The 25351-nt window shown below is 62.1% G+C and carries 23 protein-coding genes; 8 read left to right on the top strand and 15 right to left on the bottom strand.

What is annotated here, in order from left to right; all coding sequences use genetic code 11:
* The first annotated feature begins 118 nt into the window (after positions 1–118).
* Entirely contained in the window at positions 119–1633 is a 1515-nt protein-coding gene (locus tag LDN90_RS03330) for an XRE family transcriptional regulator (RefSeq protein ID WP_216921681.1), read from the top strand.
* Positions 1634–1809: 176 nt separating this feature from the next.
* Entirely contained in the window at positions 1810–3111 is a 1302-nt protein-coding gene (locus tag LDN90_RS03335; protein ID WP_223947905.1) for a serpin family protein, read from the top strand.
* A gap of 121 nt (positions 3112–3232) precedes the next feature.
* Here the strand turns inward: LDN90_RS03335 and LDN90_RS03340 are convergent, their stop codons facing one another.
* Complete coding sequence (locus tag LDN90_RS03340; protein ID WP_223947906.1) at positions 3233–3847, bottom strand: TetR/AcrR family transcriptional regulator; 615 nt, start codon at positions 3845–3847, stop codon at positions 3233–3235.
* Between the two features lie 308 nt (positions 3848–4155).
* On the opposite strand from LDN90_RS03340, the gene LDN90_RS03345 reads away from it, so the two are divergent.
* Positions 4156–5085, top strand: coding sequence for a cytochrome b/b6 domain-containing protein (locus tag LDN90_RS03345; RefSeq protein WP_223947907.1), 930 nt, complete (start codon positions 4156–4158; stop codon positions 5083–5085).
* Positions 5086–5095: 10 nt separating this feature from the next.
* Here LDN90_RS03345 and LDN90_RS03350 read toward each other — a convergent pair whose 3' ends face one another.
* The 5 genes from LDN90_RS03350 to LDN90_RS03370 form a co-directional block, all read right to left on the bottom strand.
* Positions 5096–5938: a hydroxymethylpyrimidine/phosphomethylpyrimidine kinase gene (locus tag LDN90_RS03350; protein WP_216921668.1), complete on the bottom strand. Its 843-nt coding sequence runs from the start codon at positions 5936–5938 to the stop codon at positions 5096–5098.
* Positions 5939–5979: 41 nt separating this feature from the next.
* On the bottom strand, positions 5980–6930 hold the full coding sequence (locus LDN90_RS03355) for a TAXI family TRAP transporter solute-binding subunit (RefSeq protein ID WP_223947908.1): 951 nt from the start codon (positions 6928–6930) through the stop codon (positions 5980–5982).
* Between the two features lie 7 nt (positions 6931–6937).
* The gene (locus LDN90_RS03360; protein ID WP_223947909.1) at positions 6938–8353 is read right to left on the bottom strand and encodes a HAMP domain-containing sensor histidine kinase; all 1416 of its coding nucleotides are present in this window, start codon (positions 8351–8353) and stop codon (positions 6938–6940) included.
* A complete protein-coding gene (locus tag LDN90_RS03365) occupies positions 8350–9012 on the bottom strand; it encodes a response regulator transcription factor (protein ID WP_216921659.1) in 663 nt (220 codons plus the stop codon). The genes LDN90_RS03360 and LDN90_RS03365 overlap by 4 nt, the downstream gene beginning before the upstream one ends.
* Positions 9013–9160: 148 nt before the next feature.
* Entirely contained in the window at positions 9161–10564 is a 1404-nt protein-coding gene (locus tag LDN90_RS03370; RefSeq protein WP_223947910.1) for an MFS transporter, read from the bottom strand.
* Positions 10565–11187: 623 nt separating this feature from the next.
* Between LDN90_RS03370 and LDN90_RS03375 the strand changes: the two genes are divergently transcribed.
* Positions 11188–11706 (top strand): isoprenylcysteine carboxylmethyltransferase family protein, encoded by a 519-nt coding sequence (locus tag LDN90_RS03375; RefSeq protein ID WP_223947911.1) that lies wholly within the window; start codon positions 11188–11190, stop codon positions 11704–11706.
* A 248-nt stretch (positions 11707–11954) separates the two neighbouring features.
* Positions 11955–12665, top strand: coding sequence for a queuosine precursor transporter (locus LDN90_RS03380; RefSeq protein ID WP_223947912.1), 711 nt, complete (start codon positions 11955–11957; stop codon positions 12663–12665).
* A 10-nt stretch (positions 12666–12675) separates the two neighbouring features.
* Here LDN90_RS03380 and tgt read toward each other — a convergent pair whose 3' ends face one another.
* The 5 genes from tgt to LDN90_RS03405 form a co-directional block, all read right to left on the bottom strand.
* A complete protein-coding gene (gene tgt, locus LDN90_RS03385; protein ID WP_223947913.1) occupies positions 12676–14007 on the bottom strand; it encodes a tRNA guanosine(34) transglycosylase Tgt in 1332 nt (443 codons plus the stop codon).
* 46 nt (positions 14008–14053) lie between these two features.
* Positions 14054–14764, bottom strand: a complete 711-nt coding sequence (locus LDN90_RS03390) for an SRPBCC domain-containing protein (RefSeq protein WP_223947914.1) — start codon at positions 14762–14764, stop codon at positions 14054–14056.
* 49 nt (positions 14765–14813) lie between these two features.
* The gene (locus tag LDN90_RS03395; protein WP_223947915.1) at positions 14814–15821 is read right to left on the bottom strand and encodes a DUF6707 family protein; all 1008 of its coding nucleotides are present in this window, start codon (positions 15819–15821) and stop codon (positions 14814–14816) included.
* Positions 15822–15932: 111 nt separating this feature from the next.
* Entirely contained in the window at positions 15933–16472 is a 540-nt protein-coding gene (locus tag LDN90_RS03400) for an NUDIX hydrolase family protein (protein WP_216921639.1), read from the bottom strand.
* Between the two features lie 73 nt (positions 16473–16545).
* On the bottom strand, positions 16546–17286 hold the full coding sequence (locus LDN90_RS03405) for a hypothetical protein (RefSeq protein WP_223947916.1): 741 nt from the start codon (positions 17284–17286) through the stop codon (positions 16546–16548).
* 81 nt (positions 17287–17367) lie between these two features.
* Here LDN90_RS03405 and LDN90_RS03410 point away from each other — a divergent pair, with 81 nt between their 5' ends.
* Positions 17368–17973: a YdeI/OmpD-associated family protein gene (locus LDN90_RS03410; RefSeq protein WP_223947917.1), complete on the top strand. Its 606-nt coding sequence runs from the start codon at positions 17368–17370 to the stop codon at positions 17971–17973.
* A gap of 17 nt (positions 17974–17990) precedes the next feature.
* Here LDN90_RS03410 and LDN90_RS03415 read toward each other — a convergent pair whose 3' ends face one another.
* The 4 genes from LDN90_RS03415 to LDN90_RS03430 all read right to left on the bottom strand — a co-directional run bounded on the left by LDN90_RS03415 (position 17991) and on the right by LDN90_RS03430 (position 23162).
* The gene (locus LDN90_RS03415; protein WP_216921631.1) at positions 17991–19157 is read right to left on the bottom strand and encodes an ABC transporter ATP-binding protein; all 1167 of its coding nucleotides are present in this window, start codon (positions 19155–19157) and stop codon (positions 17991–17993) included.
* The gene (locus LDN90_RS03420) at positions 19154–20755 is read right to left on the bottom strand and encodes an iron ABC transporter permease (RefSeq protein WP_223947918.1); all 1602 of its coding nucleotides are present in this window, start codon (positions 20753–20755) and stop codon (positions 19154–19156) included. Before LDN90_RS03420 ends, LDN90_RS03415 begins: the two co-directional genes overlap by 4 nt.
* Before the next feature lie 4 nt (positions 20756–20759).
* Positions 20760–21815 (bottom strand): iron ABC transporter substrate-binding protein, encoded by a 1056-nt coding sequence (locus LDN90_RS03425; protein WP_223947919.1) that lies wholly within the window; start codon positions 21813–21815, stop codon positions 20760–20762.
* Positions 21816–22004: 189 nt separating this feature from the next.
* A complete protein-coding gene (locus LDN90_RS03430; RefSeq protein WP_223947920.1) occupies positions 22005–23162 on the bottom strand; it encodes a glycoside hydrolase family 76 protein in 1158 nt (385 codons plus the stop codon).
* 91 nt (positions 23163–23253) lie between these two features.
* On the opposite strand from LDN90_RS03430, the gene LDN90_RS03435 reads away from it, so the two are divergent.
* Both LDN90_RS03435 and LDN90_RS03440 read left to right on the top strand, forming a co-directional pair.
* Positions 23254–24078 (top strand): SDR family NAD(P)-dependent oxidoreductase, encoded by an 825-nt coding sequence (locus tag LDN90_RS03435; RefSeq protein ID WP_223947921.1) that lies wholly within the window; start codon positions 23254–23256, stop codon positions 24076–24078.
* Between the two features lie 35 nt (positions 24079–24113).
* On the top strand, positions 24114–25349 hold the full coding sequence (locus LDN90_RS03440; protein ID WP_223949227.1) for an acyl-CoA dehydrogenase family protein: 1236 nt from the start codon (positions 24114–24116) through the stop codon (positions 25347–25349).
* Positions 25350–25351: the final 2 nt, after the last annotated feature.

Genomic DNA, 25351 nt, shown 5'->3' on the forward strand with positions numbered 1-25351 from the left:
CGGCCTCCGCTGCGCCTTTGCTGCATCGGCCGGCTTACCCGGGGTCTGTATTTCTTTTTCGTAAGACCTACTTTTCTGCACTTACAACAGGCTTTCTAGAGGAAAACTATGGAAAGAAATGCACTTCTTCGCGTATTCTCAAGAAATGTCGCCTGTGAGCTGGAATCGCGAAGTCGCGCCGCCGTCGTCCTCCACAACGTCCCCTGAACTGGACGTCATTAGCCTTGGCCGCCGCGTGCGCCACCTGCGCAAGCAGGCCGGCCTGACGCTGGACGACTTGAGTGCCGCCGTCGGGACCGCGCCGAGTCAGCTCAGCCTGATCGAAAACGGTAAGCGCGAACCCAAATTGGGCCTTCTTCAGCAACTCGCCGCGGCCCTCGGCGTGAGCATCGATCAGCTGTTGGGGGCCGAGCCGCCCAGCCGCCGCGCGGCCCTGGAAATCGAGCTGGAACGGTACCAGCGTGGACCCCTGTACGAGTCCCTGAACCTGCCGAAAATCCGCATTAGCTCGCGGCTTCCGCTGGATGTGCTGGAGTCCCAGGTGGGGTTGCTTCAGGAGCTCGAACGCAAACTCAACGAGCAGGTCGCGACGCCGGAAGAAGCCCGCCGCGCGAACGGCGAGTTGCGTGCCATGATGCGCGAGCGCGGTAACTATTTCCCGGAGTATGAGGCGGAGGCGCAGAAGGTCCTCAAAGGGGTGGGCTACACCACCGGCCCGCTCAGCCAGCACGTCATCGCGGACATCGCGGAGAACCTCGGTTTCACCCTGCACCATGTGGGCGATTTGCCCCATTCCACCCGGTCTGTGACCGATTTGAAGAACCGCAGAATTTATCTGACGCAGAACCAACGCCAGGACCATGACCCCCGTTCGGTGCTTCTGCAGGCGCTCGGCCACTATGTCCTGGGGCACGAAACTCCGCGGAACTACGGCGATTTCCTGGCACAACGAGTGGCCACCAACTATTTCGCGGCCGCGCTGTTGCTTCCGGAGCAGGCCACCGTTGAGTTCCTCCAAAAAGCGAAGGCCGCGAAGGAAATCGCCGTGGAGGACATTCGCGATGCCTTTGCTGTGTCCTACGAGACCGCCGCGCACCGCTTCACCAACCTGGCTACCAAGCACCTGGGCATCACCACGCACTTCCAGAAGACACACCAGTCCGGCATCATCTACAAGGCGTACGAGAACGACGGCGTGACCTTCCCACAGGATCACACGGGCGCAATCGAGGGGCAGCCGTCGTGCAAGGCCTGGACGTCGCGGGCGGTGTTCGATGTCCCGGACAAGTTCAGCGCATACAGCCAGTACACGGACACGCCTTCGGGTACTTACTGGTGCACAGCCCGGACCGAGCGCTCGGCTGCGGGTGAATTTTCTTTGAGTATTGGGGTGCCGTACCAGCACGTGAAATGGTTCCGTGGGCGCGAGACCACGGCCCGTGCTACTTCTACCTGCCCGGACCCGAACTGCTGCAAGCGGCCACCTGCCTCGCTTGCGAACGAGTGGGCCGGCAACGCCTGGCCGTCGGCACGGGCCCATTCGCACCTGCTGGCTGCCATGCCTCCCGGCGCGTTCCCCGGCGTGGACGAAACCGAGGTGTACAGCTTCCTGGCCGCCCACTCCGCCCGCTGACCCGACCCTCTCTCACATCCTGACCGGTTTCCCCCGATGCTCGTTCACTTCCCACCTGCTTTTCCGTGATGCTCGCTCACATTCCGGCCACATTTGGCCATCCCTCTCTCAGATCGCGTGAGTTCCGAAGGCAAAGCGTGCAGCATGTGAGGAGAAGATCAAATGGGGGGATCGGCATGTATCGAGTTCGGAAAGTGGTCGCGGTAGTAGCGGCAGCCATGTTGGCGAGCGGATCGGAGACAATCAGTGCCTGCGCGCCGCAACCAGCCGACGTCGGGCTCTTAAAGGCCGACGGCGTTACGCGGGTTTCGGTCCAAGCGACGGATTACGCTGCCCAACGCGAGGCGCTGAATGCCTCTGCGCGCAAGCTCGGCGCTACACTGCTCGCGGACGGAGGGGATGCCGCAAATGGAAATGTTGTTTCGTCGCCCGCGAGCCTGTTGATCGCGCTCAGCATGCTGCGAGCCGGAGCATCCGGAGAATCTGCCGCTGAGATGGATTCGGCCCTGGCTTTGCCCATCGAGGGTCGCGACGAAGCGATGAACGCGGTACTCGCTGCACTGGAAAAGTATGACGGCGACCCCGGAAGCGTGGACGAGGACGACCCGCCGCGCAAACCTGTCATGCACGCAGCCAACGGCCTGTTCGTCGACAAAGGCATCCCCACAGGAAAGGACTTTCTGGCCACGCTCGCCAAGCACTATGGCACGGGTGTGTACCCGGTGTCCTTCCAGAACGAGGCCGTGACCAAACCTGCCATCGACCAGTGGGTCAGCAGCAACACGGGTGGCAGGATCAAGGAAGCACCTGCAAAGTACGATCCCGACAACACCTTCAGCTTGCTCAACGCGCTCTACTTCGCCGCGGCTTGGCAAACGCCCTTCGACCCGAACGACACGTCGGCTCAGCCCTTCACCAAAGCCGGCGGGGAAGTCGTCTCCGTTCCCACTATGCACGGAGGCATCAGCATGGCGTACGCCGAAGGCGCGGGCTGGAAAGCCGTTGACCTCCCGTACGCCGAAGGTTTCGTGATGAGGCTGGTACTGCCCGACGGCGGTGCGTCGGGTGTCGCCGGTGCAGTTCCGGTTTCAGCGGAGGTGCTTTCTGACGTTGCCCGACGCTTGGAAAACGCGCCGCTGGACATGGTCCAAATCAGCCTACCCAAATGGGACCACAAGACGACCTTTGAACTGCGGAAGGTCTTCGAAACACTCGGCCTCAGGAAAACACTGGCGACACAGTCCGATTTCGATGCGATCCAACAGGGAATGCAACTTACTCAAGCGGCACAAGCAGCCAACATTACCGTTGCCGAAAAGGGAACCATCGCATCCGCGGTGACCCAGCTCAACGGGGATGCCGCAAGCGCCCTCATTGCAGATCGTGAAATCATCCTCGACCACCCGTTCCATTACGAGATTGTGCACGTTGAAACCGGCATGCCGTTGTTCACGGGTTGGGTTGCTGATCCACGCTGAGGGGTGGGATGTGCAAGAGGAACCGCCGGAACCCGCCGGGATGTGAGAGAGGAACCGCCGGAACCCGCCGGGATGTGAGAGAGGAACCGCCGGAACCGGCCAGGATGTGAGAGAGCGTTGGCTATTGAACCAGCCGCCCCACCAGCACTGCCGCAGCCTCAACGACGTCGTCCGCCTGCCGTTTGGACGAACTCAAGGCGACCTCGTGTCCGGCGAGAGTAATGATGTCCGTGATGACCGCGACCGTGAGCTTGCCCAGAGTGTCATCGCTGGCGCCCAGCAGCACGGAGTTTTGCCGAACCCACTCGCGTCCACGTTCACGCCGAAGTACCTCGAACCCCGGGGGAGTGTCGCCCTCGATGAACACCCGCTCCAATGCGCGGTGCGTCCAGGTGTAGTCGAAGTAGCTGCGGCTGCCCACGTTGAACAGTGCCAACGGATCGTTCTCGCCTGACTTCCTGGCCTTTGCTACAGCCGCGGCGACGAGCCTTTCATGCTCGTTTTGATAATCATCCCAGAGGGCCAGGAACAGTTCGGTCTTGCCCCCGAAGTGGTGATACAGGCTGCCGACGCTTGAGCCGGAACGGGCAACGACGTCCGAAATGCTGGCATCGGTGAAGCCGTGCTCGCAGAAAACTTCCCTGGCCGCATCCAGGAGGTTTCTTCGGGTGGCGGCTGTCCGGCTCCATTGCCACGAGCCAGCAGGGACTGCCGCGTTGGATGTTTTCCGAACCAAGGGTGCTCCCTTCGCCGCGACATGCAGTTTGCCGGAGTGTCGTCGGGCTTCTTTCTGGAATCGTACCTTCATCAAGCCCCGACTTAAAGCATTCAAACCCCTTGACCATCAATCAACTAAAGGAAACAATCTTAGAAGCTTGTTCTAGAAATATGTGTTGCGGTATGTATCCGAATGCTGCGATTTTTGACGTCAAACGCCCCGAAACCCGGGTGCCGTTTTTACCGTCGCGCTGCAACTGGTTGAATCGCTATGAGAGAGCGCCAACTGGTCGCATGCCAAACAAAGCCAGAGAGGAACGCGGCCTGATGTCCGTTTCAAGCAAGTCGTCCGGGATCACGTCGAACAGGTGGTTCAAACCCGTCGTCGTTACCGCCGTAGCGTTGGTGGTGGCGTTGGTCCTGGTGCTCATCGCCCAGTGGCTCCGGACGCTGCAACCCGTTCAACAGTTCCTGGTGGACTACCCTGGACACTCAGCGATCCCCGAAGGCACCCCCACAGGCTTCCCGGCATGGCTCGGCTGGCAACACTTCCTCAATATGTTCTTCCTGGTTCTGATCATCCGCTCCGGCTGGCAGGTCCGGACCACCACAAGGCCGCCGGCTTACTGGACCCGGAACAACAAGGGGTTCATCAAGACCAAGAATGCGCCGTCCAAGATCAGCCTGGATCTCTGGTTCCACCTCACGCTGGATGCCTTGTGGGTGTTGAACGGCATCATCTTCATCGTCCTGCTGTTTGCTACCGGCCAGTGGCTGCGGATCATCCCCACCAACTGGGACGTCTTCCCCAACGCGCTGTCCGCAGCGCTGCAGTACGCCTCGCTGAACTGGCCCATTGAGAACGGCTGGAACAACTACAACAGCCTGCAGCTGCTGACCTACTTTGTCACCGTCTTCATCGCCGCCCCGCTGGCCATCATCACCGGTCTTCGGATGTCCGGTGCGTGGCCGAAGAAGGCAGCGATCAACAAGTTCTACCCGATCGAACTCGCCCGCCAGATCCACTTCCCGGTGATGATCTACTTTGTGGCGTTCGTGATCGTCCACGTCACGTTGGTCCTGGCCACGGGTGCGCTGAACAACCTGAACCACATGTACGCCTCGAACAACGATTACAGCTGGTGGGGCTTCGGCATTTTCGCTGCCTCAATCGTCTTTACGGCGGCCGCTTGGTTCCTGGCTCGCCCGCTGTTCCTGCGCCCGGTCGCCTCGCTCATGGGCAAGGTCTCGCGCTAACGGACACCGTCTAGCGGGACCCGCCCTGCCACAGGGCATCAAACGGAGCGCCCGAGGATACCCGGTTCTTGATCCCGGCCGTCACGAACGCCTTGGCGGTGCGGGCAGCTTCCAGTGGCGTGGCGCCCTTGGCCAACTCAGCGGTCACCGCCGCGGCCAGGGAGCAGCCGGCACCGGACACAGCGACGTCGCCAACCTTGGGACTGCGCAGGACTTCCAGCGTTTCGCCGTCGTAGTAAACGTCGACGGCGTCAGGGCCTTCCAGCCGCACCCCACCTTTGGCGAGGACTACTGCGCCGCTGATCTCATGGATGCGGATGGCAGCGTCCTTCAATGACTCTTCGTCATTGATGGTCAGCCCGGACAGGGACTCAGCCTCAAAGTGGTTGGGGGTGACGAAGGTGGCCAGCGGCAGGATCTGCGCTTTCAAGGCCTGGTCGGTGTCCAAGGCGTGGCCGGGCTCCTGTCCCTTGCAGATCAGGACCGGGTCAAGGACCACGTTCGCGAATGAGCCATCGGCCAACGCCTTCTCCACCGTGCTGATGGTTGCCGGGCTGCCGAGCATGCCGATCTTCACGGTGTCCAGGGCAGATGGTGCGCCGGAAACGGGACCGTAGGCCGCCGTCGTGGCTTCCAACTGGTCAGCAATAACCTGCTGGTCCACTGGCACGAAGCGGTGGTTCCAGTTGTCCAGTGGGTCGAAGGAAACGATGCACGTGAGGTTCGCGATGCCGAAAACTCCCAGTTCCTGGAAGGTTTTGAGGTCGGCCTGCGCGCCGGCGCCGCCGGTCGCTTCGGAGCCGGCGATGGTCAGGGCAATGGCAGGGGCAACGGCTGAAGTCATGCCTTCCATCTTGCCAGTTGCCTCGCTGCCGGCAGATTCTGGCAGCGGCCTTAGCCGTGCAGGCGGCGGTACGTTGCCTTGGCGGCTGGGTGAAGGGGCACGCCAGCGGTGTTGATGAGGGTCTCGGGGCTGAGGAACTGCACGCCCGTGCTCGTCTTCGGGACCAGCTCCTGGGCCCGTTCCACTAGCAGTTCCACGGTCTCCGAAACCACGTGATCGGCAAGGTCGCTGCGGCAAAGGAGCAGGTTGGCCACGCCCACGGTCCACGTGGCAGCTGCGTCCCCGTAGCTCTTGGCGGGGATCAGGACGCGATCGTAGAAAACGCCATACTGCTCGCGCATGGCCTTGATGTGCTCGGACAAGTCGATCAACCGGAGACCAACCTCATTGGCAGTGGACGCGATGGCAGCGGTTGGCACGCCGCCAGACCAGAAGAGGGCATCAATGGAGCCGTCCCGGAGGGCTGCGAGCCCCTGGTTCAGCCCGAGATTCACTTGCTTGAGGCCCATGTCAGCCGGGGCTGCGGAGATGATGCGGGGAACAGTCAACGATGTTCCGGAGCCCACCTCGCCAACACCGGCCGTCTTTCCGGCGAGATCGGCGAAGGAGCGAAGACCGCTATCCTCCCGCACGATGCAGTGGACGTAGTTTTGGTACACCTTTCCGAGCGCCACAAGATTCCCGCCAGGCTGCGGGGTGGCCGCAGCCTGGGCAGCTGCATCCGCAAGGGCGACGGCGAACGTCGCCTCACCTGACAACACCCGCCGGATGTTCTCCAGGCTTCCTCCGGTGGTCAGCGGCACGGCGGTTTGGGCCACACCCTCGCGTTGGAGCAACTCCGCGAACAACGTTGCGAACTCCAGGTAGAAGCCACCGGGTTCACCGCCGGCGACCGTCAGCCTTTGCGGCTTCTCGTCAGGAGTGCAAGCGGTTGATACCGGCAGCAAAAGGCCCGCCAATCCAACTGACAGACCGGCCCTGAGCGCAGCCCGCCTTGGCATGATCCGGCTATCCATCCTCGCCTCCGGACGGCTGCCGGAATTCAAGTCTTGCCGTCAATCCGTGTGGCTGTCTTCCTTCCAGCACAAGCTCGCCGCTGTTGGCATGGGCCAGGCGGTCCACGATCGTCATGCCCAAGCCGTTCCCGGGGATCTTGCTGTGCTGCGGCGCCCGCCAAAACCGCGTTGTGGATGCGGTGCGCTGCTCAGCGGAAAGCCCAGGGCCGTCGTCGGAAACCACGACGGCGAGCCCTCCTTTTGTTTGGTTCGTTGCCACTGTGATCCGGGAGCCAGGGGCGTACTTGATGGCGTTGGTCAGAAGTTCACCCACCATATGCGCTAGCTCGTCCGGATTGCAGGCGAGGTGGAGCGGTTGCTCCGGCTGCGCCAGCGTGATCACGGAACCCGCGCGTTCAGCAGCCGGCATCGCCCGCTCCACCTCTCCTTGCAGGATTGGGAACGGGTCGATCACCGAATGGTGTTTGTGTTCTGCTTCTTGGTCCGCGCGCGTCGATCCCTCGAAAGCGCGGTGTTCCGCCGTCGCCAGCTTCAGCACGCCGTCGAGAATTGCCTCCACACGCTCAAGCTCAGCAACCACGCCTGCCGCGGCGGCTTTCTCGGGCTCCGACTTCAGTGCCAGTTGCAGCAGATCGATCCGGAGCCGCAAGGCACCCACCGGGTTCCGTAGTTCGTGAGAGGTGTCGGCGATCAGTTGGCGCTGCGAATCGATGCTCTCGGTCACTGTGTTGGCCATTGCGGTGAACGAGCGGCTCAGCTCCCGCAACTCGGGCGGACCGGCGTCGGGAAGGTGGCTCGTCTTGCCCGTCGTCTCAAGTTCGTGGACGGCGAGGCTCAGTCGATGGACCGGCCGCAGGACCCAGCCGGTGATGCGGGCCGCTGCCAACAGGAGGAGCGCCCCGAGCGCAACCGCCGCAAGCCCGACGACGAGCCACCGCTCCCGTAGCTTCTCCCGGGCCGCTTCGGGATTGACTTCAAGGACCGCCTCCCCGAGCACCTGGCTGGCTGTGCCGAAGGACCTCGAGATAACCTCCGTGCCGGATCCGAAGGGCCTGATCGGGCTGAGCGTGGTGTCGCTGAGGTTCAAACTGGCCCGGTTCAGGGCGTCACGGACTTCGGCGCGGTCCTCGCTCAGGTCCCCTGAGCGCACTGTCTGCTGCTGGAGCCGGACCAGGATGCCCTCACCGTAGAGCTCGGAATAGCGATCCATTTCGCGTTGCAGCTGGGTGGTGTCGTTGTCCGACGAAGCGTCATTGGCGAGCTGGGCAAACCGGTTCAATGACGTGACGCGGTTGATCTGGAGTTCCTGGGTGAGCTCCCTGCCGGCCGATGTCAGGATCACGCTGGACACGGTGACCACTATGAGCACTGAGATCACGCTCAGGATGGCCAGGACACGGATTTTCACGGCTGCTCGACGCGGTAACCGACCCCGCGGACGTTGATGATGAAGCCGGGAAGTTGGAGCTTGGACCGCAGGCCCGTGAGGTGCACATCCAAGGACCGGGAATTTGCGAGGAAAGCGTCACCCCAGAGGGCATCGAGGATCTGTTCCCTTGTCACTACGGATCCTGCGTGCCTTGCCAGGAGGCTGAGGAGTTCGAACTCTGTTGCGGTCAGGGAGAGTTCCCTTTCGCCAACAGCTGCTTTCCGGCGGTCGAGGTCCACGCTGACGTTTCCCACCACGATGCTGTGCGGTGCAGCCTGCCCAGCACGGTTGGTCCGGCGTGTCACCGCTTCGATCCTGGCCAGCAATTCCACGAGCTTCACAGGCTTGACCAGATAGTCGTCGGCCCCGGATCGAAGGCCCAGGACCACACTGCGCTCGTCGTCGCGCGCAGTCAGGATCAGGATGGGGACCTGGGTTACCTGGCGCAGTTTCCGTAGGACATCCAAGCCGTCCAGGTCCGGCAGTCCCAGATCGAGCAGGATCACTTCGTGGTGCCGATGCCCCAGGAGTGCGTCTTCGCCACGGGACACTCTTGTGGCTTTGTGGCCGGCGGATGCAACGGCAGCACTCAAGGCCGACGCCATGGCGTCGTCATCCTCGACGATGAGCACGTGCACTGTGTGATCCTTTGGGGCTGGTGGGCTGGTGGGCTGGTTCGCTACTCGAGCTTAACGTTGTGAGGCCCGTTCTGCGCCCCTCGGAGTGTCCAAAGGGCGCAGAACGGGCCTCACAAGCCAGCCGTTCTAGGCGCTGGCACAGCAGGTTTTAGGCGTTGGCCAGGTCCTTCTTGTCCTCGTCGGCTTCGTGCGAGGCAGAGCCCTTCGCGGCGAAGGCGCTTCCCTGCTCGGCGTCCAAGTGCGTCGCTTTCTTGTTCTTCAACGCGAAGATGTATACAAGCAGCGAGATGAAGATCGCGGCAGTCACATAGGTGAAGAACATGTCCACCTGCCCGGCCTTCTGCAGAGCGGCGCCAATCAGCGGAACCGTGCCGCCGAACAGCGAGTTCGCGATCGCATATCCCAGGCCGACACCCAGGGCCCGGATCGATGCCGGGAACAGCTCAGCCTTCACCAGCGCATTGATGGAGGTGTAGCCGCCAACCATGAGCAGGCCGCCCAGCATGAGCAGGAACGCCATAAACGGATCCTTGGTTCCGGACAGCGTGGAGAGCAACGGCCATGTGAACAGTACACCCGTAACGCCGAACCAAATCAGCAGCGGCTTGCGGCCGATCTTGTCCGAAATCAAGCCATAGACCGGCTGGAGCAACATGAAGATGAACAATGCCCAGAAGTTGATGACGGAGGTATCGGTCTTGGCGATTCCGGACGTATCGTTCATGAACTTCAGGATGAAGTTGGTGTACGTGTAGAACGCCACGGTGCCACCGAGCGTGATACCAATGCAGATGAGCAGCGGCTTCCAGTGCTTGGTGAACAGCAGTTTCATGGTCCCCGGCTGTGCCTCGCCTTCAACCTTCACGTGCGCGGCGCGGAGCTGATCGGCGGAAAGCGTCTCTTCCATGGACCGGCGAAGCCAGAGGACAACCAACGCAGCGACGCCACCAATCGCAAAAGGAATGCGCCAGCCCCAGGCCGTCAGGTCTTCCTTGCTCATGGTGTTCTGCAGGATCACCAGCACCAGGAGGGCCAGCATCTGCCCGCCAATGAGCGTTACGTACTGGAAGCTGGAGAAGAAACCGCGGCGCTTGGCAGTGGCAGCCTCGGACATATAGGTGGCGCTGGTGCCGTATTCGCCGCCCACCGAGAAGCCCTGCACGACGCGGATAAAGACCAGCAGGATCAGTGCCCAGAGCCCAATCACGTCCTGGGTTGGCAGGAGCGCAATGGCAAACGAACCCGCCGACATCATGGTCACGCTGAGGGTCAGAGCGGCCTTGCGGCCCTTGCGGTCGGCGTAACGGCCGAAGAACCAGCTGCCGATGGGACGCATGAGGAACGACGTCGAGAAGACCGCCATCGCTTCAAGGCCAGCCTGCAGATCGTCAGAGGAGTTGAAAAAGTGCGACTGGAAATACGCCGCGAAAACCGTATAGACGTAGAGATCGAACCACTCCACGAGGTTGCCCGCGGAGCCCTTGAGGATATTGCTCACGGCCTTGCGTGTCTGTGCGGCCTCGCTGAGGGACGCAACTTGTTGGGTGCTCATCAATGAACCTTCCTGGACGGCAGCGTTTTGCCGCGGCCGTGTCTTGCATGAGTTCGTTCTGTCCATGAAGCTCGTGCTCATGGCGTCCTTGGGCATGGCTCTTCGTCGACTAAGAAAGGTCCTCCATGGGTGAAGAGGACATGATCCAAACTATGGGTGATACAGGGCACAGCCAACGCCGGAAGCGATTTCCTAACACTTCCTTAGGTTTTGAGTGATCCTCTCGCAGATGATCCCCGGTTTTGGGCGTTCCTCTCGCAGACCATCGCCGGTTTTGGGTGTTCCTCTCGCAGATCATCGCCGGTTTTGGGTGTTCCTCTCGCAGATAACCACCGGTTTCGGGCGTTCCTCTCGCAGATCATCGCCGGTTTTGGGTGTTCCTCTGGCAGGTGGTCGCCGGTTTTGGGTGTTCCTCTCGTAGACCATCACCGGTTTTGGGCGTTCCTCTCGCAGATAACCACCGGTTTTGGGCGTTCCTCTCGCAGATCATCGCCGGTTTTGGGGCAATGCGGTCTCACACAGGGCCGCTTGCTCCGAAGCCTGTGGGGCGAGATTTCGGGCAGTCCCTTTCAGCACAAATGAGTGGCTGGTGGATGTGGGCCAGGTGCGATTAGTCTTCAGGCATGGCCTCCGTTCTCGGGTCGATCGACCGGACAGTGCGCGCTTTGGGCAGCCTCTACCGGACCACCCCACTGCCACCGGGCCAAGTGGTTGGCTTGGTGCTGGATGCGGCCCTTGACCGTCTGCATCCTGCTCCTGTTCAAGCGCCCGGGACCGTGCGCAGAACCGTCGGCCTCGGCTTGGCTCTGGCAGGGGTTGGTTTTACCGCGTGGGCCGTGGCGGAACGTCGGCGCCAAACGACCGGCACCTTTTCGTTGGAGCGCCCCGAGGGTCTGGTCACCACCGGTCCCTATGCCGCCAGCCGCCATCCGATGTACCTCGGGTGGTGGCTGATCCACTCGGGCGTGGGGATCTTTAGAGGTTCTCCCTGGACGCTCGCTACTTTGCCCGCTGGAATCCTGGTGGAACACTTTGGCACGTTGTGGGAAGAGAAGATGCTTCGGCGGGAATTCGGCCAGTCCTACGCTGACTACTCGGACAGGGTTCCCCGATACTTCGACTTCCATTGTCGCCACTCATGACCATTGGCGTGATCGAGTGATATGAACGAGCATTCGCCAAACGGGGGGATTATGTGAGCGAGGATCCAGAAAAGCCCTCGGTTATGTGAGAGAGGGATGGGCCAAAACGGTGTGGGATGTGAGAGAGCATCCGGGGGTGGGACAATAAAACCGGTGTCGGGCTGAATGCCTCACCAACCACAGTGCTAATACAGCGGGGCGCCGTGCTTCACGGGCGCCTGCGCGAACCACTACGAAATGGATGACCCATGACCTCGCCCTCTGGCTCCAGCACATTGAGCAAGCCCGCACCCCGCTTCGCTTCGATCGGCTCCCCATACTTCGGCATCATGTTGGCCATCATGGCCGTGGTGCTGATCCTGTCCAACATTGGCGCTTCCAAGGGAGTGGTACTCGGCCCCATCATCACAGATGGCGGGTTCTTCCTGTTCCCGCTGGCCTACATCCTGGGCGACGTAATGAGCGAGGTCTATGGCTTCAAGGTTGCGCGCAAAGCCATCGTCACGTCGTTCGCGCTCTCGGTGTTCGCCTCGCTTTGCTACTGGGTGATCATCGCGCTGCCCGGCTTCGACGACGAATATGGAACCGCGAAGCAGGCAGCAATCGAGGGGGCGCTTGGACCCGTGCCGCAGATCGTCCTTGCCTCGCTGCTGGCTTTCCTCGCCGGACAGACCATCAACTCCTGGATCCTGGTGAAGATGAAGGCACGCACCGGTGAAAAGACGCTTTGGGCGCGCCTTATGGGTTCCTCCGTGGTGGGTGAATTCGTGGACACCCTGATTTTCTGCAGCATCGCGGCCTCGGTCATTGGCATCACGGACTTTGGAATGTTCGCCAACTACGTCTTGGTGGGCTTCGTCTACAAGACCGGCGTGGAGTTCCTGTTCGTGCCTGTCACCGTAATGGTTGTTGGCTGGATCAAGAAGCGCGAGCCGAGCTACGGGGTAGTCGCGGCCTAGCCGTACTAAGCTACGACGCCCTGCCTTTCGAGTAGTACCGGCCCAGCGTCTCAGCTTTGAACTCGAAGAAATCCCCGGACTCGATGGCCAACCGCGCATCGTCCACCATCTTCACCACGAAGCGCTCGTTGTGGATCGAAATCAGTGTCGCCGAGACCATCTCCTTCGCCTTGTACAGGTGGTGGATGTACGCACGCGAATAGTTTCCGCAGGTGTAACAGTCGCAGTCATCCTGCAGCGGTCCGAAATCGGCCTTATAGCGGGCACCGGATAGGTTGAACCGGCCGGAGGGCGTATAGAACGCGGAATTCCGGGCCACACGGGTGGGTGAGACGCAGTCGAAGGTGTCGGCCCCATTCTCGATTGCCGTAAAGATATCGTCCGGCTCGGAAATGCCCAGCAGGTGCCGTGGCTTGTCCTCGGGAAGTTCCTCATTGCACCACCGCACGATGGTGCCCAGGTTCTCCTTCTCCAACGCGCCGCCGATCCCGTATCCATCAAAGGGCATGGCCCCGAGGTCCCGGCAGGCCTTTCGGCGCAGGTCCTCGTATTGCGCACCCTGGATCACGCCGAACAGCGCCTGGTACGGCTTCCCGACGCGGGCGGAAGTCAAACGGGCATGTTCTTCCAAACACCGCAGTGCCCACAAACGCGTCCGCTCCAGCGACTCCTCCTGGTACGCCCGGGAGTTCTGCAAGGTTGTCAGCTCGTCGAACGCGAACATAATGTCAGCGCCGATCTGATGCTGGACCTGCATGGAGATCTCGGGGGAGAAGCGATGCCGGTCCCCGTTGAGGTGCGACTTGAACCACACGCCGTCGTCATCAATGTGTGCCAGCCGTTCCTTGCCAGGTGCCACCGCGTCATCGGGCCCCGACGTGTCCACATTCTTCATGTCGATGACCTTCTTGAAGCCCGAGCCCAGGCTCATGACCTGGAACCCACCTGAATCCGTGAACGTCGGCCCGGACCAATTCATGAAAGCGCCCAGCCCGCCGGCGGCGTCGAGAATCTCCGGACCCGGCTGCAGGTATAGATGGTAGGCGTTGGCGAGCACTGCCTGCGCACCCAGCCCGGCAATGGACTCGGGCAGCACGGCCTTGACCGTCGCTTTGGTCCCGACGGCGATAAACGCGGGCGTCTGGATGGTTCCGTGCGGGGTGGTGATAGTTCCGGTTCGGCCCAGGAAAGTGCCGCCATTGGCGTCGACCAACGCGTCCGACGGCGAACACGTTTCGGTCAGGCGCTGGCCCACCGAAAAGGAGAACCCGGATGCCCGTGAAGAAGTACCCGGCAAGGCAGTGGACGGAGAGGACGAGGGCAGGAAAGCGGAAGCTGGCACGCTACCAAGTGTGCCAGCTTTACCGCGGGTAACCTGCGGAGCCCGCCTAGGAGCTGTAGTTCTCAGCCTTCCAGTTGTCCCACGACGACCGGATGTCCGCCAAGGTGTGAGCCCCCAACTCGTACGTGGAGGCAATCACCATGGAGCCGCCGTCGGGCCTTTTCTCCGGAATCGGCAGCTGCTCCGCCACGATTAGCAGCCCATCGCCGTGCTCCGCGTAGCTGTGTACGGTGAGGCCCACTTGGTGCCGGCTCTTGAACCACACGCGGCCGGAGATTTTCTCGCCGGTGCCAAGTGTGAGGGAGTAGTCATCGCCGACCGGCGGGAGATCGCCCAGCCCCAGCTTCTCGATGGCCGGACCACCGCTGCCTGGAAGCGATACGAAGTGCGTTCGCCGCTGACCGTGCGGGTGCCTCTCAAGGGCGAAACGGAGTTGTTGCAGGAACGTGAGCCACCCTTGGGTGATGTCCTCGTCCCACTCAGCCCACTCGGAATCGTGGTCCAGCGCTGCGCGCGTTACCTTGACTTCGGTGCCGCCGGAAACGGGATGGAGTTCAAATTCATCCCCGCCATGGACCGTCAGCTTGGTGTGATCCGGATTTTCCACCACATCGGGATGGAAGTAGATCTGTTTGATTTCGTCGGCGAGGTCATCGGCTTCCCACCCGTGCCATTGAGCCACCAGCGAGGGTTCGCGCAGCATTGTCCAAACCTGCTGCGCGTCGGCATTAACCACAACGCTCAGATTGTTCGTCATGGCCCCGAATCTACCGCCGTTCGCGTCCATAAAACAGGTCTTGAAATGTTCAGGCGCGCACTGCATCCAGTTCGATGCCGATCCGACGGCCCAATTCCTCTTCTCCCAGGGTTTCGGATCCACCGTGGGCCCGCAGGAACAGCAGCGATTCCAGGCGAAGGAAGCGCCATTCCCGCTCAGCTTCATGGTTGCCGTTGTCGATTGCGCGGAAGATTTCCTTGTCGTACAGATTCGGTTCGTTCAGTGCGCGCTGGCGGACCTTGGCGGCGATGCGCGCCTTGAAGGGGTCCGTTTCCTCTGACTCATGGGCGCGCAGCAATTTCTCGTATACAGCCGCTCGTTCGGTTTGTCCGCCCTCCCGGCAAATAAAACTGGAGAGTGCCAGCGCGCGTTCAATCGACGCCCAGCGGTCGGGGTTGCCGTCAAAGGGGAGCACGTTCAGGAGATCCGCCACCCTCAGGGCATTATCCGGGTCGCGCAGCACGATGCAGAGATCGAACGCCAAATTACTGAGGTCCCGGAGGCAGCTTCCAGACTTGGTGTTGATACCCTTGGCCAGCCTCTCGGCGAGCACCTGGACGCCGTTCTTGCCCTTGTGATTGGCGACGGCGGCCCGGACCACAGCTTCAGGCGTCCCCTCCGGCTCGGGGATCAGCGCAAGCTCTTCCGGGACCGGCGCGAGCGCAGGCGGCGTCTCCGGGCGCGGCGGGACGACGACGGCGGGCCCAGCTTCAGGGTCCAGGTCGTCTTCCGCGGAGGTGCTGGAACCGGTGGCGGCTTCGGATTCTGGAACACCAACTGCGGAAGCGTCAGACGTTCCCAAGCCAGCGGAAACTCCGTCCCCCACGGGCACACTGGACCCCAGAGCGACCCGTACCGCAGCGCCGTCGACCGTTGTCACGAGCAGCAGCGCGGGTACGCCGTAATCATCGTTCTGGACCTCGATAGTGCCGATTTCCTCGGCGGGCCCGTCTCCGGGCAGGAACACAAAGTCTCCGGGTTGCAGGTCCCCAGCCTGCTTTTCGCGGTATTGCTGTGAGGCTGGGCTGTGAGTCATCGGAAGTCCTTTGGTTCTCTTGCGGTCCGCCGTCCAGTCTACAAACTCCGGCCGCCGAGGGAGGTCGGGACCCGCTAGAGGACGACGACGGAGCTAGACGACGATGCCGAGCTAAAGGACGATGCCGGAGAAAGCCAGCGCCTGGCGCACCAGGTTCCCGCGGCCGCCCTCGAACTCCTGCTGCACGTCCTCGCTCAGGACTTCCTGCGGCGTCATCCACGTGAGTTCCAGGGCGTCCTGGCGCGGTTCGCATTCCCCAGTGACCGGGATGATGAAGACCAGCGACACCGCGTGTTGGCGGTCGTCGGTGAATCCCGTCTGGGACGGCGCGGGGAAGTATTCGGCCACAGTGAAGGGAACGGGGCTGATGGGAAGCTGCGGGAATGCAAGGGGGCCGAGGTCTTTTTCCATGTGCCGCAGCAGGGCTGCACGGATGGTTTCACGGTAGAGGACACGCCCGGAGACGAGGTAGCGCACCATGTTGCCGTCGGCGTCACCCTGCAGGAGGGAGCCGACTTCATTGACGTACCCGAGCGGATCAAGGCGGACGGGGACTGCCTCCACGTAAACCATGGGAAGACGGCCGCGGGCTTCGAAGAGGTCTTCGTCGGAAAGCCAGCCTGGATACGGGTCGGGTGTACGTACGCTCATGGTTAAGTTCTACCCCATCCCAGGCCGAAGTTCGGTGGCAGGGCCCCCGGGTGCTGCCGCATTAAGCTGCTGGCTATGTTTGGTTGCGCACGTCCGGCGTCCGCTCAACCACGATTGACGCCGGCGCGGAGCCGCCCACAGCATCAGGGTTGGCGACGTACAGCACGCCCTCGCTGATCCGCGCCTCTATTCCTGCTTCGTGGAGTCTGAGCAGCAGAGGGTCCAGATCGCCGTCGTATTCAAAAGCGAGGTCGCCGGACTCCGCAGCCGCACCGTGGATCACACGCAGGATTCCGCCGTTTTTGGTTGTGAAGGTTGCTGATTCGTCATCCGAGCTCCGGGGCCGGGCGCCGATGTTGCGAAGCTCCTGCGCGGAATCGTCGACGCCGGGACTCACCCAGATGGCTACAACGGCAAGAGCAGGGTCTGCTTTGTCCGACGTGGCCCAGGTGCCGTCCGCGGCTCGTTGGGCGGGGTCAGCCAGGAATGTGAAGCCATCCCGGGCCGTGACCTGAACGGTCTGGCCGTGCGAAGCCTCGGTGAGCTCTGCGATGGTCCCGTCTTCCTGCGTGCGCCGGGCAAACTCGTCCAGCACGCCAACCTCGACGCCGAAGACCGTGGTGCCATCCTGAGGACCTGCGGGGTCGTGCGCCGCTGCGTCATGCTGTACGCGACGCAGCGCAAGGCGACCGGAGCCGGCGTCGAACTCGAACCAATCCTTGTCCTCAAAGGTGGAGACCAGACCCAAGGCTTCCAGCAGCTCAGCCCACTGTTCCGGGCGTGAGGTGAAGTGGATGGGGCGGGCTCGCAACATGGGTCCTCCTGGCATGGCTTCACTGGCATTTCGGCTTCCGTCCTCCAGCCTATGCCGTCCGGTTTGCAACAGAATGAACCCATGCCTATCGAGCTCGAAGAATTGATCGTCAAGGATGCCACCGAGTGGCGGGCGTGGCTCGAGGAGCACGCGGTTGACAGTCCTGGCGTGTGGCTGGTCCTGCACAAAAAGGGCGGGAACGTCACAGAGTTGGACTACGACGCCGCGTTGGACGAGGCGCTCTGTTTCGGCTGGATCGACGGCCAATCCAAGAGCCGCGACGCCGAAAGCTACTTCCAGCGCATGACGCCACGGGGCCGCCGCAGTATCTGGTCGGCACGCAACGTTGGGCACATTGCCCGCTTGGACAAGGAAGGGAAAATGACCGCCGCCGGGTGGGCCGCCGTGGACGCTGCCAAAGCCGACGGGCGATGGGAAGCTGCCTATGCCGGACCCGCGGATTCAGTGGTTCCCGATGATCTCGCAGCTGCCATCGCGGCTGTTCCCGAGGCGCAGGCCATGTTCGACGTCCTGACGTCCCAAAACCGCTTCGCTCTCATACACCGGACCAACCTCGTCAAGAGGGCAGACACGAGGGAGCGCAAGATCGCCGGTTTTGTGGAGATGCTTGCTCGGCACGAGGCACCGTACCCGCAGAAGAAGCGTCCGGCGTCAGGGCCCCAGTAGCGTCAGGGCCTAAGTAATCATGCCTCGGGCGGGAACGCCACACCCTCGCCCACCACGCGAAGGCTGAGCACAGTTCCAGGTTTGGTGATGGACGCGTTCCAGTGCCGGATGGTGATGATCTCGCCTCCGCCGGGGTAACGGTGGCCATTCCCGGATAAGACGCCGTCAGCCGCGGTGTAAGCGGAGAGCTGTATTCGAACGGTGGTCTCGGGACCGAAGTAGTCAGTGTCCACAACCACGCCCCGGATCGGGCCGTCGGGTGCGATCCGGATCTGCTCGGGGCGGAGCATGAGCTGAACTTTGCCCTGTGCCGGTGGCCGGCGGACCGGAATTCCGCCCAGGGAACAGGTGGCCAGGGATCCTTCCATCCACGCGTCCAGGATCACGGCGTCGCCGAGGAATTCGGCTGTCGCGCGGTCTGCCGGGCGCGTATAGACCACAAAGGGGTTGCCGATCTGTGCCAGTTTTCCTCCGCGCATGATGGCCACTTGGTCGGCAAAGGAAAGAGCTTCGGCTTGATCATGCGTCACCAGGATGGTGGTAACCCCTGCCGCATTCAATACCTTGGCAACGGCCCGGCGCGTAGCTACACGGAGCCCGGCGTCAAGAGCGGAGAAGGGTTCATCCAGCAACATGAGCTCCGGTTCGCGGGCCAGCGCACGTGCCAGGGCGACGCGCTGTTGCTGCCCACCGGACAACTGGTGCGGACGTCGCTTCGCCATCGAGGCGTCCAGCGACACCATTTCGAGCAGTTCCTGGACACGGGAAGCAACGGCCCGGCGGCCGCCGTCGAGCTTTCCGGAATCCAGACCAAAAGCGACGTTCTGTCCCACGGTCAGATGCGGGAAAAGAGCCCCATCCTGGGCGACGTATCCCACTTGTCGTTTGTGCGCAGGGAACCACACTCCATTGCCCGCAACCGTTGATCCGTTCAGCGCAATGGTCCCGGTGTCTGGATGCTCAAAACCCGCGATCAAGCGAAGCAGTGTGGTTTTGCCGGAGCCTGAAGGACCAACAATGGCCGTGGTTCCACCCTTGGCCACCGAAAGATTGACCCCCTTCAGGACAGCCTGGGAACCGAAGTTCTTTGTGACCTCAGCGATGTCCAAGTGCGTGTTGGTGGTGGGCACAATGGAGGGAGCCACTCGCGGTGACGGGAGCCTGGAGGGAGATTGTTCGGTCACTGTCCGGCTACTTTCTTGGACTGTTGGAAAAGAAGGTAGGTCATCGGGGCGGAAAGCACGATCATCAAAAGCGCATAAGGTGCAGCCCCGGCGTAGTCGATTTCGCTGCTCTTGCTCCAGAACTCCGTCGCCAGGGTGCGGGTTCCATTGGGCGAAAGAAGAAGGGTGGCCGTGAGTTCGTTGACGATAGCAAGGAAGACAAGCGCGGCCCCGCCTGCCGCCGCCGGCGCCGTGAGCCGGAGCGTCACCCTGAAGAAGGACACCAGCGGAGCTTTGCCAAGGGATTGAGCGGCTTCATCGAGCTCCTTGGGTGCCTGGGCCAGCCCGGAGCGGATGTTGACCAGTGCGCGGGGAAGGAAGAGCAAGACATAGGCGGCCACCAGCACGCCGGCACTTTGATAGATGCCGGGGACTGCGCGGATGCTGACGGTGACGAAGGCGAGGCCAACCACAATGCCGGGCAGGGAGCTGGTCACATAGTTGGACAGTTCGAGCATCTTGCTGAACCAGCTGGGATGCCGGACTGCCAAGTAGGCCATGGGAAAAGCCACGATCGTGGTAACTGCGGCACCGACAGCCCCGTACACGAGGGTCTGCAGCAGCGCGGGCAGGAATTCGTCGGCGGCCCATACCTCGGCGCCTCCGGCAGAAAGCCAGCGCAGGACGAACCAGACAGGAAGCCCAAACGCCAGCGCAGTCAGGGCCAGCAAAGCGAGCTGAGCCGGAGCCTGGTATCCGCCCAAGGGCGCCCGTGTTGCTTTCGCTTGGGCGCCTGAGCCAATTCGCGCGTAGCGGGCTGTGCCCCGGCTCTTGACTTCGGCAAGGAGAAGAAGCAGGCAGAGGAAGACCAGGACACTGGCCAGCATGTTTCCCGCAGTGCCGTTGAACGTCGACTGGAACTGGACCATGATCGCCGTCGTGAAGGTATCAAAGCGGATCATTGCGAAAGCGCCATACTCGGCAAGGAGGTGCAACGCCACCAGCAGCGCGCCGCCGGTCATTGCGATACGAAGCTGCGGGAGCACTACCCGGAAGAACACGGCCCAGGTACCGAGTCCGAGCGATGCGGCAGATTGTTCGATCGCCGGATCCAACCGCCCCAGCGTGGCCGCCGCAGGGATATAGACCAGCGGGAAATAGGACAACGTGGCGATCAGCACGCCGGACCAGATGCCCTGCAGGGAAGGTACAGCCGAGACCCACGCGTAGCTGTTGACGAAGGCGGGAATGGCCAGCGGTGCAGCCAGGGCAACCGCCCACCACCGGTTTCCACGCAGCTTGGTGCGCTCCACCAGCCAGGCGCCGCCAACACCCAGAATGAGGCACAACGGCACCGTGAGGACCATCAGCATGATGGTGTTCAACAGCAGTTCGCCCACCCGTGGGCGAACGATAAGTGCGACGGCGGTGTCCCAGCCTGTCGCTGCCGTCATGAAGATGACGTAGCCCAGGGGCATCAGGGAAAACAGGGCGATCAACACCGCCAACAACGACACCGTGGAAACGCCGAATGGCGGGCGAGGGCGCTTGCCCTTGCCCGCCGTCGTCGTGCTCCCTGGCGACTGTGGGAGGTCGGGAGCCGATAGATCAGTGGTCACAGAATTACAGGAGTCCTGCCTTGGTCATCAGATCGGTGACCTTTGTGGAGTTCAGCTTGGCCGGGTCAACCGTGGGCGCCTGCAGGTCCTTGATCGGGACAAGCTTGTCATTGGCGTCCACCTGCGAGGCGATGGCGTACTCGAATGAGGTGCCGGTCTTCAGGACTTCCTGGCCCTTCTTGCCGGTAATGAACTTCAGGAACGCCTGGGCATCGGCTGCCTTCTTGGACGACTTCAGGACACCGCCGCCGGAGACTGAAAGGAACGCGCCCGGATCCTGGTTCTTGAAGAAGTACGGCGTGACGTTCTTGGAGTTCTCGCCGGTCTTGGCCTGGTCGCCATAGTAGTAATAGTGGTAGATCAGTGCGGCGTCCACTTCGCCGGCGTTGACGGCCTTCATTGCCGTGCTGTTGCCCTTGTAGGCTTTGAAGTTTTCCTTCATGCCCTTGAGCCACTCTTCCGTAGCGGCTTCGCCCTTGAGTTCAAGCAGCGCTGCGACGATCGCCTGGAAGTCGGCTCCCGACGGCGAAGCGGCCCACTTGCCCTTCCACTCCGGGTTCGCCAAGTCCAGCATCGACTTGGGCAGCTTGTCTTCGCTGATCTTGTTCTTGTCGTAAACCAGGACCGTGGAGCGGGCTGCGATGCCGGTCCACTTGCCCGTGGAAGGCCGGAATTCAGCGGGGACCTGGTCCAGAGTCGCCTTGTCTACGTCGGCAAACAGTCCGGCATTCTCAACCTGCGCCATCGCGGGTGAGTTCTCGGTGAGGAAAACGTCTGCCGGGGAGGCAGCACCTTCCTGGACGATCTGGTTGGAGAGTTCGGTATCCGAGCCCTGCCGCATGGTGACCTTGATGCCGGTTTCCTTGGTGAACGCGTCCACCCATTCCTTGGTGAGGCTCTCATGCTGTGCGTTGTAAACCGTGATGCCTTCGCCGGAGGCAGCCGCGTCTGAACCTGAAGCGGTGGGAGCAGTGCCAGCGTTGGAACCACAGGCGGTGAGGCCAAGGGCGGCGGAAGCGAGCAGGGCGATTCCCGCCAGCGCGTTTTTGGAGAGCTTCATGAGGGCTTCTTTCTGCGAACAAAGAACAGATTGCCAAGTTTGGGCTTGGGTCCGTGTGAGCGGGACGGGTTTGGGGAGCCCGCTGAGAAAAGCGTAGGTTAGGCAAACCTATGCTTCCAAAGCTACGAGGGTTTAAGTGATGAGGATCACAACAATTACGGAACTATTGCGTGCCGTAATTACCGTGGACTAAGTTTCCAGCGTGGCCGCTGCCTCCAGCGTCATCCACGCCTGGAGTTGGGTGGAGAGCTCGACGGCGGTCCCCGCCGGATACGTTTCACTCGCCGGTCGCAACGGGTTGGGGGAGAAGGTGAGGCCCGGAGATTTGGGATCACCGCTGGACTCCCTGCGACCATCCCAGAAGGCCTGGGCTGTGCTGAGAACGAGCACTTTAGCGATGTCTCGGGCGGAATCCTGGAGCCGCTGATCCCTGGCAGCGAGCGCCAGGTACCGGATTAGGATGCCGCTAAAGAGGCCCCCATCCCCGGTTCCATCGCCATGGATTACCTGCGTGCCCGGCACCGTTAGCTCCCTCGCAACGGCTTCGATCAGATGGGCGGCGCGTTCCAGGTTCTCCTCTCCGCCCAGTTCCAGGAGTGCCCCAAGGATTGGCCCTTGGTTGTAGGTGTAGACCGCGTCCTCAAGGACGATCTCCCCATTCCGTATGCGAAGTCCATCAAGATAAAGGCCGCGGCCGGGGTGAAGGAGTTTGCCATTCAGCCAGTTCACCAGGGCTTGGGCCCGCTCACGGTGATCGGTTCGTGCGTAGTACAGGGCAACCGGGGCTGTCGCGGGCGTGTTCTTGAAGTCCCTCTTGGTACTCCAGAATGTTCCGCCGCCCAGGTCATCCGTGGAAGCAGAATCGAATTGGAGCGTTAGCTTCCGGCGAATATAGGCATTCCGGCGGCGTCCGGGCTTTCGCGTCTCCTCGGCCAGCTTTTCCAATCGGAGGGTGGACAGTGCCAGCCAGGCCATGTCGTCGTAGTAATCGTTGACGAACCTGAAGAAGTTCCGGAGGCGGATGGTGGTGACCAGCCGGGAAGCGAGCCGTCCCGCGCTCGGGTGGGAGTCGCCGTCGAACCTTCTCTTGGTGGCCAGTTCCCGGCGGCCTGTATCCACCAGGCAGTCGACGTAGTGCGCCTGCCACCAGTAATGCCATGGACCGAAAAGGCTGCGGATGCCGCGGGAGGGGATGCTGACGGCGCCGATGTGGGTGCCTGGGAGGAAAAGCAGCCGTCGGCCGAAGAGTCGCGTGACGGAACGGGCGGCCTCGTCTGCGCGAATCGCCCACACTGCTGCCTCCGTTGTGGGTGGTTGCTGGCCGGCGGGGTTGCTTTCGGTGGGCATTGAACCAGCCTATCGGGCGGTCCGAGGTGCGCTGGATCACAATTCCAGTTAACATGCATTAACGGATTTGAGTCTGCATCAAGGAGGATGGATGGACATCAAGGGCACGGTGGCGCTGGTAACCGGCGGGGCATCAGGCTTGGGCGCGGCAACCGCCAAACGCTTGTTCGACGGCGGGGCGTCGGTGGTGCTGGTGGACCTGCCAAATTCTGCCGGTGAGGATTACGCGGCGGAGTTGAACGGTGCTGGTTCTGCCAACGCGACTGGTTCTACGCGCGGAGGCTCGGATCCCAAGGCCGTCTTTGCCCCCGCAGACGTAACCAACGAAGCCCAGGTGCAGGCCGCCGTCGATGCCGCGGCTTCACTGGGAACCCTGCGAATAGTTGTTAACTGCGCCGGCATCGCGACGCCCGGCAAGGTCCTGGGCCGCGACGGCGTTCTGCCCCTTGAAGCCTTCAACAAGGTCATTCAGATCAACCTCGTCGGAACCTTCAACGTCATCCGCCTGGCAGCAGCAGCAATGGTGGAAAGCGAGCCGGTTTCCACGGAACTGGGCGGACCGGAGCGCGGAGTCATCATCAACACGGCCTCCGTAGCGGCTTTCGAAGGGCAGATCGGCCAGCCCGCCTATGCCGCATCCAAAGGTGCTGTCGCGGCGATGACACTGCCTCTTGCCCGCGAGTTCGCCCGCTCCCTTATCCGCGTTGCCACCATTGCGCCCGGGATCTTTGAAACCCCCATGATGGCTGGGTTGCCGCCAGCTGCCCAGGAATCCCTTGGCCAGCAGGTTCCCCACCCCGCCCGGCTAGGGCGCGCCGCCGAATACGCCAATCTAGCGGCACACATCGTCGAAAATGCCATGCTGAACGGCGAGACAATCAGGCTGGACGGCGCCATCCGTATGGGCCTGAAATGATGGGCGACTACAGCGGCGGGCCAGTACCCGCCGGCATGGTGGGTAAGGTGCCGGCCTCAGCGGCCGACCTCCCCACGGCCGACTTCTTCGACTTCGAGTCTCTCCTCAGCGTCCAGGAACAGCGGAAACTCAACGAACTCCGCTCCTTCCTTGCCTCCGAGATCGCCCCCTACGCAGGGCAGTGGTGGGACAAAGCCGAGTTCCCCGAACACATCCTGCCCAAGCTCGCGGCCCTTCGCCTCAGTGCCCCGGCCCAGCGCGGTTACACACACCTGTTCGCCGGGCTGGTCATTGCCGAGATGACCCGCGTAGACACCTCCATCGCGACGTTCTTCATGGTCCACCACGATCTCTTCGTTGAGTCGCTCTACGACTTTGGCAGCGACGCCCAGCAGGACAAATACCTCGACGACGCCTCAAACCTCCGTACCACAGGGGCCTTCGCGCTCACCGAACCAGAGCATGGGTCCGATGTCGCCGGCGGTATGCAGACAACAGCCCGGCGTGTGGAAAGAGCAGCCTCCGACGGCGGTGACTACTGGGTGATTAACGGCGCTAAACGCTGGATCGGCAATGGGACGTTCTGCGACTACATGCTGGTGTGGGCCAAAGACGAAAGCGACGGCGCTGTGCGGGCATTCATCGTGGACGCCTCGTTGCCGGGCATCATTCGGAGCCGGATCGAGAACAAGATTGCCCTGCGGACAGTGCAGAACGCCGACATCCTCTTCGAAGACGTGCACGTTGCAGAATCAGACCGTTTCGGCGGAATCAGCAGTTTTGCCGATACCAACCATCTGCTGCGCGGCTCGCGGATCATGGTTGCCTGGCAGGCGGTAGGCCAACAGCTGGCAGCCTTCGACGTCGCGCGCCAGTATGCGGTGGAACGACTGCAGTTCGGTAAACCCCTTGCCAGGTTCCAGTTGATCCAGCAGCATCTGGTGGACATGCTCGGCAACGCCGTGGCCAGCATGGGGATGATGGTGCGGATCGCCCAACTCCAAGAGGGCATTTCCCGCGACGCGCAAGGTGCCCTGCACGGCGGTGCCGATATGGCACAAGTGGCTCTCGCAAAGGCCTACTGCAGTGCACGGATGCGTGAAAGCGTGGCCTTGGGCCGTTCCATCCTGGGCGGAAACGGCATCGTCACCGACTACAAAATCGCCAAGATTTTTGCCGACGCCGAGGCCATCTTCACGTACGAGGGCTCCTACGAGATCAACTCATTGATCGTGGGCCGGGCAGTAACGGGGGTCTCTGCCATCGTATAGTC

This window comes from Arthrobacter sp. NtRootA1 (assembly GCF_019976975.1).
Taxonomy (GTDB): domain Bacteria; phylum Actinomycetota; class Actinomycetes; order Actinomycetales; family Micrococcaceae; genus Arthrobacter; species Arthrobacter aromaticivorans.

What these genes read in the sequence shown, in the direction of transcription:
- LDN90_RS03330 (WP_216921681.1), top strand. Translation starts at nt 119, where the DNA reads ATGCACTTCTTCGCGTATTCTCAAGAAATGTCGCCTGTGAGCTGGAAT.
- LDN90_RS03335 (WP_223947905.1), top strand. Translation starts at nt 1,810, where the DNA reads ATGTATCGAGTTCGGAAAGTGGTCGCGGTAGTAGCGGCAGCCATGTTG.
- LDN90_RS03345 (WP_223947907.1), top strand. Translation starts at nt 4,156, where the DNA reads ATGTCCGTTTCAAGCAAGTCGTCCGGGATCACGTCGAACAGGTGGTTC.
- LDN90_RS03350 (WP_216921668.1), bottom strand. Translation starts at nt 5,938, where the DNA reads ATGGAAGGCATGACTTCAGCCGTTGCCCCTGCCATTGCCCTGACCATC.
- LDN90_RS03355 (WP_223947908.1), bottom strand. Translation starts at nt 6,930, where the DNA reads ATGCCAAGGCGGGCTGCGCTCAGGGCCGGTCTGTCAGTTGGATTGGCG.
- LDN90_RS03370 (WP_223947910.1), bottom strand. Translation starts at nt 10,564, where the DNA reads ATGAGCACCCAACAAGTTGCGTCCCTCAGCGAGGCCGCACAGACACGC.
- LDN90_RS03375 (WP_223947911.1), top strand. Translation starts at nt 11,188, where the DNA reads ATGGCCTCCGTTCTCGGGTCGATCGACCGGACAGTGCGCGCTTTGGGC.
- LDN90_RS03380 (WP_223947912.1), top strand. Translation starts at nt 11,955, where the DNA reads ATGACCTCGCCCTCTGGCTCCAGCACATTGAGCAAGCCCGCACCCCGC.
- LDN90_RS03390 (WP_223947914.1), bottom strand. Translation starts at nt 14,764, where the DNA reads ATGACGAACAATCTGAGCGTTGTGGTTAATGCCGACGCGCAGCAGGTT.
- LDN90_RS03395 (WP_223947915.1), bottom strand. Translation starts at nt 15,821, where the DNA reads ATGACTCACAGCCCAGCCTCACAGCAATACCGCGAAAAGCAGGCTGGG.
- LDN90_RS03400 (WP_216921639.1), bottom strand. Translation starts at nt 16,472, where the DNA reads ATGAGCGTACGTACACCCGACCCGTATCCAGGCTGGCTTTCCGACGAA.
- LDN90_RS03405 (WP_223947916.1), bottom strand. Translation starts at nt 17,286, where the DNA reads ATGTTGCGAGCCCGCCCCATCCACTTCACCTCACGCCCGGAACAGTGG.
- LDN90_RS03410 (WP_223947917.1), top strand. Translation starts at nt 17,368, where the DNA reads ATGCCTATCGAGCTCGAAGAATTGATCGTCAAGGATGCCACCGAGTGG.
- LDN90_RS03425 (WP_223947919.1), bottom strand. Translation starts at nt 21,815, where the DNA reads ATGAAGCTCTCCAAAAACGCGCTGGCGGGAATCGCCCTGCTCGCTTCC.
- LDN90_RS03430 (WP_223947920.1), bottom strand. Translation starts at nt 23,162, where the DNA reads ATGCCCACCGAAAGCAACCCCGCCGGCCAGCAACCACCCACAACGGAG.
- LDN90_RS03435 (WP_223947921.1), top strand. Translation starts at nt 23,254, where the DNA reads ATGGACATCAAGGGCACGGTGGCGCTGGTAACCGGCGGGGCATCAGGC.
- LDN90_RS03440 (WP_223949227.1), top strand. Translation starts at nt 24,114, where the DNA reads ATGGTGGGTAAGGTGCCGGCCTCAGCGGCCGACCTCCCCACGGCCGAC.